The organism is Streptomyces mirabilis, assembly GCF_039503195.1.
Lineage (GTDB): Bacteria > Actinomycetota > Actinomycetes > Streptomycetales > Streptomycetaceae > Streptomyces > Streptomyces mirabilis_D.
Genome location: NZ_JBCJKP010000001.1, coordinates 9565763 through 9577774, shown reverse-complemented (window position 1 = coordinate 9577774; position 12012 = coordinate 9565763). Strand labels below are relative to the sequence as shown.

The 12012-nt window shown below is 71.1% G+C and carries 12 protein-coding genes; 7 read left to right on the top strand and 5 right to left on the bottom strand.

Going from position 1 to position 12012, the window contains the following annotated elements:
• Positions 1 to 44: 44 nt before the first annotated feature.
• From AAFF41_RS43410 to AAFF41_RS43400, 3 genes are all read right to left on the bottom strand, one after another.
• Positions 45 to 641 (bottom strand): ester cyclase, encoded by a 597-nt coding sequence (locus AAFF41_RS43410; RefSeq protein ID WP_319751126.1) that lies wholly within the window; start codon positions 639 to 641, stop codon positions 45 to 47.
• Between the two features lie 96 nt (positions 642 to 737).
• Positions 738 to 1769, bottom strand: a complete 1032-nt coding sequence (locus AAFF41_RS43405) for a medium chain dehydrogenase/reductase family protein (protein ID WP_319751127.1) — start codon at positions 1767 to 1769, stop codon at positions 738 to 740.
• A gap of 242 nt (positions 1770 to 2011) precedes the next feature.
• Positions 2012 to 3658: an APC family permease gene (locus tag AAFF41_RS43400; protein ID WP_343325798.1), complete on the bottom strand. Its 1647-nt coding sequence runs from the start codon at positions 3656 to 3658 to the stop codon at positions 2012 to 2014.
• A 200-nt stretch (positions 3659 to 3858) separates the two neighbouring features.
• Here AAFF41_RS43400 and AAFF41_RS43395 point away from each other — a divergent pair, with 200 nt between their 5' ends.
• Positions 3859 to 5031, top strand: a complete 1173-nt coding sequence (locus tag AAFF41_RS43395; RefSeq protein WP_319751130.1) for a S1 family peptidase — start codon at positions 3859 to 3861, stop codon at positions 5029 to 5031.
• Between the two features lie 76 nt (positions 5032 to 5107).
• Here AAFF41_RS43395 and paaK read toward each other — a convergent pair whose 3' ends face one another.
• On the bottom strand, positions 5108 to 6463 hold the full coding sequence (paaK, locus tag AAFF41_RS43390) for a phenylacetate--CoA ligase PaaK (RefSeq protein WP_343325797.1): 1356 nt from the start codon (positions 6461 to 6463) through the stop codon (positions 5108 to 5110).
• Positions 6460 to 6912, bottom strand: a complete 453-nt coding sequence (paaI, locus tag AAFF41_RS43385) for a hydroxyphenylacetyl-CoA thioesterase PaaI (protein ID WP_388414198.1) — start codon at positions 6910 to 6912, stop codon at positions 6460 to 6462. The genes paaK and paaI overlap by 4 nt, the downstream gene beginning before the upstream one ends.
• An 84-nt stretch (positions 6913 to 6996) precedes the next feature.
• Between paaI and AAFF41_RS43380 the strand changes: the two genes are divergently transcribed.
• The 6 genes from AAFF41_RS43380 to paaB all read left to right on the top strand — a co-directional run bounded on the left by AAFF41_RS43380 (position 6997) and on the right by paaB (position 12002).
• Positions 6997 to 7668 (top strand): aldehyde dehydrogenase family protein, encoded by a 672-nt coding sequence (locus AAFF41_RS43380; protein ID WP_319751132.1) that lies wholly within the window; start codon positions 6997 to 6999, stop codon positions 7666 to 7668.
• On the top strand, positions 7661 to 8884 hold the full coding sequence (locus AAFF41_RS43375) for a thiolase family protein (RefSeq protein ID WP_319751134.1): 1224 nt from the start codon (positions 7661 to 7663) through the stop codon (positions 8882 to 8884). Before AAFF41_RS43380 ends, AAFF41_RS43375 begins: the two co-directional genes overlap by 8 nt.
• Positions 8885 to 8922: 38 nt before the next feature.
• Positions 8923 to 9669, top strand: coding sequence for an enoyl-CoA hydratase/isomerase family protein (locus tag AAFF41_RS43370; RefSeq protein WP_319751135.1), 747 nt, complete (start codon positions 8923 to 8925; stop codon positions 9667 to 9669).
• Entirely contained in the window at positions 9666 to 10541 is an 876-nt protein-coding gene (locus AAFF41_RS43365) for a 3-hydroxyacyl-CoA dehydrogenase family protein (protein WP_319751136.1), read from the top strand. Before AAFF41_RS43370 ends, AAFF41_RS43365 begins: the two co-directional genes overlap by 4 nt.
• A 163-nt stretch (positions 10542 to 10704) precedes the next feature.
• Positions 10705 to 11703 carry a 1,2-phenylacetyl-CoA epoxidase subunit PaaA gene (gene paaA / locus AAFF41_RS43360; RefSeq protein WP_060895979.1) on the top strand — a complete coding sequence of 333 codons (999 nt, stop codon included), beginning with the start codon at positions 10705 to 10707 and terminating at the stop codon, positions 11701 to 11703.
• Positions 11700 to 12002: a 1,2-phenylacetyl-CoA epoxidase subunit PaaB gene (paaB, locus tag AAFF41_RS43355; RefSeq protein ID WP_054232532.1), complete on the top strand. Its 303-nt coding sequence runs from the start codon at positions 11700 to 11702 to the stop codon at positions 12000 to 12002. Before paaA ends, paaB begins: the two co-directional genes overlap by 4 nt.
• Positions 12003 to 12012: the final 10 nt, after the last annotated feature.

Genomic DNA, 12012 nt, shown 5'->3' with positions numbered 1-12012 from the left:
CCGACGACACACCCGTGACCGCAGCTGCCGCGGGGGTGCGTGCTTCAGAGTGCCTGGAGCTGGGTGAGCAGGCTCAGGGTGTCGGTGTTGACCCAGTACTCCGCGAACTTGCCGTCCCGCATGCGCAGTGTGTCGGTGCCGGTGAAGGTGACCACGGTTCCCGGCTGGGCCTTGGCGCCGGGGAAGCCGCCGGCGTAGGTGCCGGTGGCCGTCCAGCGCACCGATGCGTAGCGGCCGTCGACCAGCGGGGGAACCTCGATGGTGAAGCGCAGGTCGCGGAATGCCGCGCGGGTCTGGCCGATCCAGGTCACCAGGCCGTCGACGCCCCGGATGGAGCTGCCGTCACCGCCGTCGAGGAGGGCGGCGTGGACGCGGAATCCGGAAGAGATGATCCCCGGGGCCTGGGCGAAATCGCCGTTCCAGAGCCGCAGCCACGCGTCGAGCATCGCCTTCGGCTTCTGCTCGGCCCCCCGACGGTCGTGGGCCGTGGCCGTCCCGACCGCGGTTGTCGGTGAGGTGTCCGCGGCGGCCGTCGTGGCGGTGAAGGCGAGGACGGCGATCGCCGCGGGGACGAGCAGCCGAGCCCGGCGACGCCTCGGGGTGGCGGGGGCGGGCGTGTGAGTGGTGGGGGTGCCGGTCATGGCGGTTCCTCGCGTTTCTGGGCAGGGAGGGATGGCAGGGGCAAGGTGTGCGATCGCCCGGCAAGGTGTGCGACCGGGCGGCTGCGGAAGACCCCGCTACGGGTTCAGCACGACCTTCCCGGCGACGGTGCCGGACTCGGCCAGTCGCAGGGCGTCGGCGACGCGGGTGAGGGGCAGTTGGGCGGCTATCTGGGCGGTGACGTCACCGCGCTGGAGGGCTCCGAAGACCTGGGTGAGGTCGGCGCGCAGCTGGGCCCGGAACCGGTTCTTGGCCAGCGCCCGCCCGGCCCACACATTGAAGAAGTAGGCGCGGCGGCGGTTGGGCAACGCGTTCCACAGCCACACCCGGCCGAGCAGCTTGAGCACGGGCCACTGCTTGGAGCCCTCGTCGTCCCGGGTGGAGGCGCTGCCGTACGAGACGAGCGTGCCGCCGGGCGCGAGGAGGTGCCAGGAGTCGACCGCGCTGCGGCCGCCGACGTGGTCGAAGACGGCGTCCACCCCGGTGGGGGCGAGCTCGCGGACCCGTGCGACCACGTCCTCGGTGCGGTAGTCGACGGGGATGACGCCCCGCTCCCGCAGCGCGTCGTGGTGACGTGCGGACGCCGTACCGATCACCTTCACGTCCGCGGCCTGGGCGAGCTGGACCAGGACCGAGCCGACGCCGCCGTTGGCACCGTGGACCAGGATGGTCTGCCCCGCGCGGACGCGTGCCTTGCGGTGCAGCATCTGCCAGGCGGTGATGCCGTTGACCACCACGGTCTCCGCCTCCGCAGCGCCGATCCCGTCGGGCACCGGCACCACGTCCGCCGCGTCGACGAGCACGTGGCTCGCCCAGCCGCCGACCTTGACCAGCGCGGCCACCCGGGTGCCGGCCAGAGCGGGCTCGACGCCCTCGCCGGTCGTGAGGACGGTGCCGACCAGGTCGTAGCCGGGCACGAACGGGAACGCCGGCTGGTCGTAGTACCGGCCGCGGCGCATCTGCTGTTCCGCGAAGGAGACCCCGGTCGCCTCCATCCGGATCAGGACCTGGCCGACGCCCGCGGCGGGCACGGCTCCGTACCGGATCTCCAGCCCTTCCGGCTCCACCTTGCCCGGCAGTACGACCTCGACGAGTCCTTCGGCGTTCATGACGACCTCCACTGCGCTCCGCGTTGGTTACTCACTTTTGCGTTCGTGAGAAGTTATAACGCAACACGAAGAGGAGAGTCAAGAAGTTCAGTGATACCTTCTAACTACAACTTGACTCTCTATCGTCGCGACCGCGGAAAGGTGGCAGGCCATGGTCGACGGGGCACACGGATCCCGCGTGGGCGCTACCGCGCCCACATCCGTGCGGAGATCAGGGAACGCGCAGGGGAGCAGCCCCGTGCTCAGGGAAGCGCGGGCTCCTCCGGAACGACCACCTGGTCGACCATGCGCTGGATCTGTTCCGTGGGGAGGGCAACCGCCATGGCCCAGTAATAGATGGCGAGGCTGAGGACTGTGACCGCCGCCAGGTCCCACCACAAGGGGAACCACGGATGCCTGAGGGGGCCGAAGTCGCTGGCGTAGACGACGAGGCCCATGCCGATCAGGTAGGCGGGGAGCCACTGAGCGGCACGCAGATCGAGTTGGGGAGTGACCGGGTTCATCCTGAAGACGCGGTTGACGATGAGGATGACGTAGCCGATCAGGATCGCGATGCCCAGTTTCCAGTCCGTGGTCCAGCCCGACCACAGGATCAGGAAGTTGGCGACGACGAAGGCCAACGGGGACATCCAGCCGCCGCCGGGCAGCCGGTACGGACGGTCGACGTTCGGGAGACGGCGGCGGAAGACCCCGAAGGACAGGGGCGCACCGGCGTACATCAGCACGCTGGCACTGGTGATCAGCCCCACGAGCGAGCGCCAGCTCGGGAACGGCAGGAAGCACACACAGCCGACCACGAAGGCGGCGATGAGACCGACCCACGGCACCCCGCTCCGGTTGGTCGCCTCGAAGGCCGACGGCACATAGCCGTTGCGGCTGAGTCCGTAGGAGACCCGCGAGGAGCCGGTGATGTAGATCAGGCCGGTGCCCGCGGGCGAGACCACCGCGTCGAGGTAGAGGACCGTGGCCAGCCAGCCCAGACCGATGAGCGTGGCGACCTGCGCGAACGGACCGGTCAGGGTGTTGAAGGCGGCGGTGGCCCAGGTGCCCTGGATCTGGGAGGCGGGAAGCGCGGCGAGGAACGCGACCTGAAGCAGGATGTAGATGATCGCGCCGATGACGATGGAGCCGATCACCGCACGCGGGATGTCGCGTTTCGGGTTGGCGCTCTCACCGGCGAGCTGGTCGGCCTGTTCGAATCCCAGCAGCGCGAAGATGATGCCGCTGGAGGAGACCGCGGACAGGATGCCCTTGGTGCCGTAGGGGTTGAACCCGTCGGCGGCGGTGAAGTTGTCGACGTGGAACTGGGCGACGGCGAACACGAAGATCGTCAGCAGCGGGATGCCGACCTTCCACCAGGTCGCCGCGCTGTTGGTGCGGGCCAGCAGGCGGATGCTGAGGAAGTTGATGGCGGTGATCACCGCCATCAGCCCGACCGCGACGGCGATCCCGGAAGCGGTCAGGATGTGCTGGCCCCCCTGGGTCTTCAGCCAGCCGTTCGCCCATGAGTAGTGCTGGCCGTACGTGATCATGGCCAGCACCTCGATCGGTGCCACCGTGGCCGCCTGGAGCCAGGAGAACCAGCCGAACGACGCTCCCGCAGCGCCGCCGAACGCGTAGTGCGGGAAGCGGGCCGTACCGCCGGACACCGGGTACATGCCGCCGAGTTCGGCATGCACCAGGGCCAGGATGAGGATCGCGACGCCGCCGATCCCCCAGGAGATGATCGCGGCCGGGCCCGCCGCCGCGAGCGCACCCTGCGCGCCGAACAGCCAGCCGGAGCCGATGATCGACCCCTCCGAGGCCCAGATCAGCCCGATGAATCCGACTTCCCGCCTCAGGCCGGGAGGCCCGGCATGCGTGGCGGGTGCCGCTTCGGTAGCGCCCATGACCCTCACCCCTGCACCAAAGGGGACGAACATCGCAATACGGCGATATTGATACTTTAACTTCCGAGTGAGGCGAGCACGAGAGGCGCGACGAGTCCGTTCCGTATCGACAGCCATTGACATGCACGCAACATGCTTCCAACACTGAACCCCAAAGGTCCATACCTTCTCCGGCAGTTGAGAATGGAAGGGGTTCACCCATGCGACGTGTTACGCGTCTTCGCTGGGGCCTGTCCGTCCTGTTAGCCCTCGGCACGTGCACTGTGGGGCTGTTGCCCGTCGACACGGCGACGGCACGACCGTCCACTCCCCGCCCCCTCTCCCCCGGCCTGGTCACCGCCATGCGGCGGGACCTCGGCCTCACCGCGTCGCAGGCCCGCGCCAGGGGCGAGCGTGAAACCGCCGCCGCCGAACTCGCGCCGCGGGCCGAACGGGCGGCGGGGCGGACGTTCGGCGGTTCCTGGTACGACCCGGCGCGCGGCACCCTCGTCGTCGGAGTCACCGACACGGGCACCGCGGCGGCCGACGCCGTACGAGCCACCGGCGCCACGGTCGTACGGGTCGCACACAGCGCCCGGACGCTGGACGCGGCCAAGGCCGCCCTCGACGACACCGCCACGTCGGACGGCGCCCCCACAGCCGTCCGCAGTTGGCATGTCGACCCCCGCACCAGCACCCTGGTGGCCGAGGTCCGAAGGGGCGCGGAACACAGCGCCGCGGTGACGGCGTTCCTGGCGCCCGCGCGCGAGGCGGGTCTGCTCACGGTCCACACCTCCGCCACCGCGCAGACGCCGCGCACGTTCTCCGCGGGCACCGTCGGCGGCGACCCGTACTACATCAACGGCAACACCCGCTGCTCCATAGGCTTCTCCGTGGTGGGCGGCTTCGTGAGCGCCGGCCACTGCGGCTCGGCCGGCAGCTCGGTGGCCGGCTGGGACGGCTCGGCGATGGGCACCTTCGCCGGGTCGTCGTTCCCGGGCAACGACTACTCGTACATCCGGATCGGCAACGGCTGGTGGACCGTACCCGTGGTACTCGGCTGGGGCACCGTCAGCGACGTACTGGTCCGCGGCTCGGCCGTGGCCCCCGTCGGCTCGTCCATCTGCCGGTCAGGATCCACCACCCACTGGCACTGCGGCACCGTGCTGACCCAGAACGAGACCGTCAACTACAGCCAGGGATCCGTCTACGGCCTGACCGGCACCAGCGTCTGCGCCGAACCCGGTGACTCCGGCGGCTCGTTCATCACCGGCGACCAGGCCCAGGGCGTGACCTCGGGCGGCTGGGGCAACTGCACGAGCGGCGGCCAGACCTGGTTCCAGCCCGTGAACGAGATCCTCAGTACGTACGGACTCACCCTCGTCACCGCCTGACCGCCACGGGCCGCGGGCCGAGCGCTCCCCGCTCGGCCCGCGGTCGGGGAGAAACGCTCCCGCGGTCACCGACAGGTCACTGCTGACGAAGATCCTTCACCCGGCGGAGCTTGCCCAGTGAGCGCTCCAGGGTCTCCGGGTCGACGATCGCCACCTCGACGGTGACACCCACGCCGTCCTTGACGCCCTGGGCGATCGTCTTCGCGGCCGCCTCCCGCTGCTCGGCCCCTGCCCCGGGACGCGCCTCGACGCGGACGGTCATGTGGTCAATCCGGCCGCGCCGGGTCAGCTGCACCTGGAAGTGCGGGGCGACTGCGGGCGTGCGCAGCACGATCTCCTCGATCTGACTGGGGAACACGTTCACACCCCGCAGGATGATCATGTCGTCGGAGCGGCCGGTGATCTTCTCGATGCGGCGGAAGGCGGGCCGGGCGGTGCCGGGCAGCAGCCGGGACAGGTCGCGGGTCCGGTAACGGATGATCGGCAGGGCCTCCTTGGTGAGGGAGGTGAAGACCACCTCGCCCTCCTCGCCCTCGGGCAGCACGGCGCCGGTGAACGGATCGACCACCTCGGGGTAGAAGTGGTCCTCCCACACGTGCAGCCCGTCCTTGGTCTCGACACACTCCTGCGCCACGCCCGGGCCGATCACCTCGGACAGGCCGTAGATGTCGACCGCGTGGATGTCCATGCGCTCCTCGATCTCACGGCGCATCGCCTCCGTCCACGGCTCGGCCCCGAAGATGCCCACCTGGAGGGAGGTCGTGCGCGGGTCGACGCCCTGTCTCTCGAACTCGTCGAGCAGCGTGAGCATGTAGGACGGGGTGACCATGATGATCTCGGGCTCGAAATCCTGGATGATCTGTACCTGGCGGGCCGTCATGCCGCCGGAGGCGGGGATCACCGTACAGCCGGCGCGCTCGGCGCCGTAATGCGCGCCCAGACCGCCGGTGAACAGGCCGTAGCCGTAGGAGATGTGCACCTTGTGCCCGCGCCGGCCGCCGGCCGCACGGATGGAGCGGGCGATCATGTCGGCCCACATGGAGAGGTCGTTCTCGGTGTATCCGACGACCGTGGGGCGGCCCGTGGTGCCGCTGGAGGCGTGGATGCGCCGCACGTCCGCCATCGGGACGGCGAACATGCCGAAGGGGTACGTCTCCCGCAGATCCGCCTTGGTGGTGAAGGGGAACCGCGACAGGTCCTTCAGGGAGCGGCAGTCCTCGGGCTTGATCCCGGCCTCGTCGAACTTCCTGCGGTACAGCTCCACATTGTCGTACGCGTGCCGCAACGTCGCCCGCAGTCGGTCGAGTTGGAGCTCCCTCAGCTGTTCGCGGGTGAGGCGCTCGCCGTCGTCCAGCAGATCCTGGGGAAGCGGCTCTCCCAGGCGGGCCGGGCGGGGTCCCGTGGCCGCGCCGGCCGTCGCTGCGGTGTTCATCGCGACTCCTTCGTCGTCGTGCCTCTGATACTGCGGCTGCGTCCGCGGAACTCCGCGACCACCTCGTCGCCGCGCAGCACGCTCACGTCGTAGATGCCGCTGCGGCCGAACCGGGTGCGCTCCCGTGCCGTGGCCACCAGGACATCACCCTCGTACGCCGGGGCGACGAAGTCGATGTCGGCCCCGGCCGCGACGGTCACGGGTCCGTGGCTGTTGCAGGCGCAGGCGAAGGCGGTGTCGGCGAGCAGGAACAGATAGCCGCCGTGGGCGATCCCGTGTCCGTTCACCATCGCCGGCGTCACGGTCACCCGGAGCACGGCGGTCCCTTCACCCTGCTCGAGAAGCTCGATGCCCAGCGCGCGGGACGCCTCGTCCGCGGCGAACATCACCTCGGCGGGCGTCGCCCCGGCCGAGGTCGCTCCTGTGGCCTGCTTCACCTTTTTCACCATCTTGTGTCCCGACCGAACATTCGGTTAGCGTGCGGCACGGCCTAGTAATCCAGCATCACCACTGCCTGTCAAGAGGTGGAACGCATGCCCCAGAACCTCCCCGAGCGTCCACACTTCTTCGCCCGTCACCGCGCCCTGCTGGAGCAGGCGGTCGCCGCCACCGCGAGCCGCGGCCACTGGACCCCGTATCCGGAGTCGCCCAGCAGGTCGGTGTACGGGGAGGACGCGACGAAGGCCGGGGAAGCTGCCTTCCATGACCGGCTGGGCGGTCACCTCGAGCTGCCCGGTCACCCGGCGAGCGGCACGACATCCGCCACGGAGGCCTCCCCGTACGGCTTCCCGCTCGGTGTCACCTACCCCCGCCTCGCACCGGACGAGGCCGTGGCCGCCGCACGGGCCGCCACCGGCCCCTGGCGTGCCGCGGGCCCCGACGCCCGGGCCGGTGGAGCGGCGGAGATCCTGGCCGTGCGCGCGCACGGGGCGCTGACCGCCGCCGTCCACTCCACCGACGAGGACGTGCTCGACGCCACCGAGCTGGCGGCCCTCGACGCGGGAGTGCATCTGTCGGAGAACCCCACCGGCGGCGTCTTCGTGAACCAGTCCGCCGCCTTCAGCGACTTCCACGGCAGCGCCGCCAAGCCGGCGGCCAGCGCCACCCTCTCCCACCCCGCCTTCGTCACCGGCCGCTTCGCCACGCTCCAGTCGCGTCGGGCCGCCACCGCCGAGGAACACACCGAGGAGTCCGCAGATGCCTGACGAGGTCTTTCTGATCGACGGCGCCCGCACCCCGCAGGGCCGGTACGGGGGCGCACTGGCCTCCGTACGGCCGGACGACCTGGCGGCCCTGGTCGTCGGCGAGGCGGTGCGGCGCAGTGGGATCCCCGGCGAGGCCGTGGACGAGGTGATCCTCGGCGCGGCCAACCAGGCCGGTGAGGACAACCGGGACGTGGCCCGCATGGCCGTGCTGCTCGCCGGCCTCCCGCACACCGTGCCGGGTTACACCGTCAACCGGCTGTGCGCGTCCGGGCTGACGGCGGTCGCGAACGCGGCCCAGGCGATCCGGTCCGGGGAGGCCGACCTCGTCGTCGCCGGCGGTGTGGAGTCGATGACCCGCGCGCCCTGGGTGATGGCCAAGCCCGGCAGCCCGTGGGCCAAGCCGGGCGAGGTGCACGACACCTCGCTGGGCTGGCGCTTCACCAACCCGCGTTTCACGGCCATCGACCGGGCCGTGCCGGCGGGCGCGGGGCCCGAGACGGCCAAGGTGACCCTGTCGATGGGGGAGACCGCCGAAGAGGTCGCCGCGCTCGACGGCATCACCCGCGCCGACTCCGACGCCTTCGCGCTGCGCAGCCACCAGCGGGCGGTGGCCGCGCAGGAGGCCGGCCGCTTCGACCGCGAGATCGTGCCGGTGCGGGTGAAGGACGGCGAGGTCACCCGCGACGAGGGCCCGCGCCCCGGTACGACCCTGGAGAAGCTCGGCACCCTGCGGACCATCTTCCGGCCGGACGGCATCGTCACGGCCGGTTCCTCCTCGCCGTTGTCCGACGGCGCCGCCGCGCTGGTGGTGGCGAGCGCGGCGGCCGTCGAGCGGTACGGGCTCACCCCGCGCGCCCGGATCCTCACCGCCGCCTCGGCCGGCGTACAGCCGAATCTGATGGGGCTCGGCCCCGTCCCCGCCACCGAGAAGGCCCTTGCCCGGGCCGGCCTGGAGAGCGGCGACCTGGACGCCGTCGAGCTGAACGAGGCGTTCGCCGCGCAGGCACTCGCGGTGATGCGGCGGTTGAAGCTCGACGAGGAGAAGGTCAACGCCGACGGCGGTGCCATCGCGCTCGGCCATCCCCTCGGCTGTTCCGGCGCCCGCATCCTGCTCACGCTGATCGGCCGGCTGGAGCGGGAGGACGCCCGCCGGGGCCTGGCCACCCTGTGCGTGGGTGTCGGCCAGGGCGTCGCGATGCTCGTGGAGCGCGTATGAGCGCCGCGGACGAGTCCCCCGCTGGTCGAGGAGCGCCTATGAGCGCCATGTACGAGACGTTGCTGGTCGAGGAGCGCGACGACCGGGCCGTCGTCACCCTGCACCGCCCGGAAGCCCGCAACGCCATCAGCGGGCTGATGATCCGCGAACTGCACGCCGTGTGCGACCTGCTGGAACGTGACCCGAAGTTCCTGCTGCTGACCGGGCACGGCGGTGTCTTCGCGGGCGGCGCCGACATCGCGGAGCTGGTGCGACGCGGGCGCGACGAGGCCCTTCAGGGCATCAACAGCCGCCTGTTCGAGCGGGTGCGCAGACTGCCCATGCCGACCCTCGCCGCCGTCGACGGCTGGGCGCTGGGCGGCGGCGCCGAACTCTCGTACGCCTGCGATCTGCGCATCGCGGGACCGGACGCGGTGTTCGGCAACCCGGAGCCGGGGCTCGGCATCCTCGCCGCGGCAGGGGCCTGCTGGCGGCTGCCCGAGCTGGTCGGCGAGTCGGTGGCCAAGCAGGTGCTGCTCGCCGGACGGAACCTGGACGCGCCGGCGGCGCTGGCGGCCGGGCTGGTCATCGATGTCGTACCGGCCGACCGGCTCCTCGACGAGGCGCACGCGCTGCTGGACCGGATGGCCCGCTCCTCGGCCGCGGCCCTGCGCCTGACCAAGCTCGTGGTCGACTCGCCGGGTGCCCATCCGGTCGCCGACGACCTGGCGCAGGCCGTGCTGTTCGAAGGACAGGACAAGCGGGAGCGGATGACTCGCTTCCTGGAGAAGAGGAGCAGCGCATGAACACGGCCGCGACAGGCACCGCGTCCGCACCCTCCGTCGTGGGCGTGATCGGCGGCGGCCGGATGGGCGCCGGTATCGCCCAGTCGTTCGCGGCCGCGGGATCGTCCGTGACCGTCGTGGAGAGCGGCGAGCACGCCGCGGCCGCCGCGCTGGACCGGGTCGCCACCGGGCTGACGCGGGCCGCCGAGCGCGGCAGGCTCGACGCGCGCGCCGAGGACGTACTCGGCCGGATCACCGTCGTCGGCTCGGTCGACGAGTTGCCGCGGACGTCCGACCTCGTCGTCGAGGCCGTCCCCGAGGACGCCTCGCTCAAGGCCCGGCTGCTCGCCGCCGCCGAGCGGGCCCTGAGTCCGGCGACCGTCCTGGCCAGCAACACCAGCTCCCTGTCGGTCACCGGTCTCGCGTCGGCTCTCTCCCGCCCTGGGCGCTTCCTCGGCATGCACTTCTTCAATCCGGTACCGGCCTCCGAGCTGATCGAGATCGTCGTCGCCCCGGAGACCGAGGACGCGACCGTAGGGCTGGCGCTCGCCTGGACGCACGCCCTCGGCAAGAAGGACGTCGTCGTCAAGGACTCCCCCGGGTTCGCCAGCAGCCGCCTCGGCGTGGCGCTGGGCCTCGAGGCGATCCGCATGGTCGAGGAGGGGGTCGCGGGACCGGATGCCATCGACGACGCCATGCGTCTCGGCTACAAGCACCCCATGGGCCCGCTGCGCCTGACCGACCTGGTCGGACTGGACGTACGTCTCGCCATCGCCGAGCACCTGCACGCCACGCTCGGGGACCGCTTCGCGCCGCCGCGGCTGCTGCGTGACAAGGTCGCGCGCGGCGAGCTCGGGCGGAAGACCGGGCAGGGTTTCTACACCTGGCCCTGAGCGGCCCGGGCCGCGCCTTGGCACCGGGTCCCGCGCCCTGGTCCCGGGTTCTGGTCTCGTGCCCCGGCCCCGGGCCCTGCCCGGCCGCACGAAAGTCTTGCCCGTCCGGAAGAAAACCGTCACACTGGAACCGAACGAATGGTCGGTAGGGAAGCTGGTATCGATGACCACGACACACTCCGCCGCCACCGGCGCCGACGGCGTCGGGCCGGCGGCCGAAGAGCGGCTTCAGGAGCACTTCGACGCGACCGTCGCGCGTGACCAGCGGGTCGAGCCGCGCGACTGGATGCCCGACGGCTACCGCAAGACGCTGATCCGGCAGATCGCACAGCACGCGCACTCGGAGATCATCGGCATGCAGCCGGAGGGCGAGTGGATCACCCGCGCGCCGTCGCTGCGCCGCAAGGCCATCCTGTTCGCGAAGGTCCAGGACGAGGCCGGGCACGGGCTGTATCTGTACTCGGCGGCCGAGACCCTGGGCGCGGACCGCGCCGACCTCACCGAGCGGCTCATCGAGGGCCGGCAGAAGTACTCGTCGATCTTCAACTACCCCACCCTGAGCTTCGCCGACGTCGGCGTGATCGGCTGGTTCGTCGACGGCGCCGCGATCTGCAACCAGGTGCCGCTGTGCAGGAGTTCCTACGGCCCCTACGCGCGCTCCATGGTGCGGATCTGCAAGGAGGAGTCGTTCCACCAGCGCCAGGGGTACGAGCTGCTGCTGACCATGATGCGCGGCACCGACGCCCAGCGGGCGATGGTGCAGGACGCGGTGGACCGCTGGTGGTGGCCGTCGCTGATGATGTTCGGGCCGCCCGACGACAACTCCCCCAACTCGGCCCAGTCCATGGCCTGGAAGATCAAGCGCCACAGCAACGACGAACTGCGCCAACGCTTCGTGGACATGACCGTCCCGCAGGCGGAGAAGCTGGGCGTCGTCCTGCCCGACCCCGAGCTGCGCTGGAACGAGGAGCGCGGACGCCATGACTTCGGCACCCCGGACTGGGACGAGCTGATGCGGGTCATCAAGGGCGACGGACCGTGCAACGCCGAGCGGATCTCCCGGCGGCGGACGGCCCATGAGGAGGGCGCCTGGGTCCGTGAGGCGGCCACCGCCCACGCGGCCAAGCAGAGCGAGCGAGCCCGGAAGGAAGCGGCGGCATGAACGACATCGACGGCAAGAAGGACGGCTGGCCGCTGTACGAGGTGTTCGTACGGGGCAAGCGCGGACTGAACCACGTACACGTCGGCTCGCTGCACGCCGCCGACGACGCGATGGCCCTGACCCACGCCCGTGACCTGTACACGCGTCGCAACGAGGGCGTGAGCATCTGGGTGGTGCGCTCGGAGTACATCGCGGCCTCCACCCGCGACGAGAAGGACCCGTTCTTCGCGCCGAGCGCCGACAAGGTCTACCGCCATCCGACCTTCTACGACATCCCCGACGACGTCCCGCACATCTGAGGAGCAGGGC

Excerpts from the sequence above, each read along its gene's own strand:
- AAFF41_RS43410 (WP_319751126.1), bottom strand. The coding sequence starts at position 641 with ATGACCGGCACCCCCACCACTCACACGCCCGCCCCCGCCACCCCGAGG.
- AAFF41_RS43405 (WP_319751127.1), bottom strand. The coding sequence starts at position 1,769 with ATGAACGCCGAAGGACTCGTCGAGGTCGTACTGCCGGGCAAGGTGGAG.
- AAFF41_RS43400 (WP_343325798.1), bottom strand. The coding sequence starts at position 3,658 with ATGGGCGCTACCGAAGCGGCACCCGCCACGCATGCCGGGCCTCCCGGC.
- AAFF41_RS43395 (WP_319751130.1), top strand. The coding sequence starts at position 3,859 with ATGCGACGTGTTACGCGTCTTCGCTGGGGCCTGTCCGTCCTGTTAGCC.
- paaK (WP_343325797.1), bottom strand. The coding sequence starts at position 6,463 with ATGAACACCGCAGCGACGGCCGGCGCGGCCACGGGACCCCGCCCGGCC.
- paaI (WP_388414198.1), bottom strand. The coding sequence starts at position 6,912 with ATGGTGAAAAAGGTGAAGCAGGCCACAGGAGCGACCTCGGCCGGGGCG.
- AAFF41_RS43380 (WP_319751132.1), top strand. The coding sequence starts at position 6,997 with ATGCCCCAGAACCTCCCCGAGCGTCCACACTTCTTCGCCCGTCACCGC.
- AAFF41_RS43375 (WP_319751134.1), top strand. The coding sequence starts at position 7,661 with ATGCCTGACGAGGTCTTTCTGATCGACGGCGCCCGCACCCCGCAGGGC.
- AAFF41_RS43370 (WP_319751135.1), top strand. The coding sequence starts at position 8,923 with ATGAGCGCCATGTACGAGACGTTGCTGGTCGAGGAGCGCGACGACCGG.
- AAFF41_RS43365 (WP_319751136.1), top strand. The coding sequence starts at position 9,666 with ATGAACACGGCCGCGACAGGCACCGCGTCCGCACCCTCCGTCGTGGGC.
- paaA (WP_060895979.1), top strand. The coding sequence starts at position 10,705 with ATGACCACGACACACTCCGCCGCCACCGGCGCCGACGGCGTCGGGCCG.
- paaB (WP_054232532.1), top strand. The coding sequence starts at position 11,700 with ATGAACGACATCGACGGCAAGAAGGACGGCTGGCCGCTGTACGAGGTG.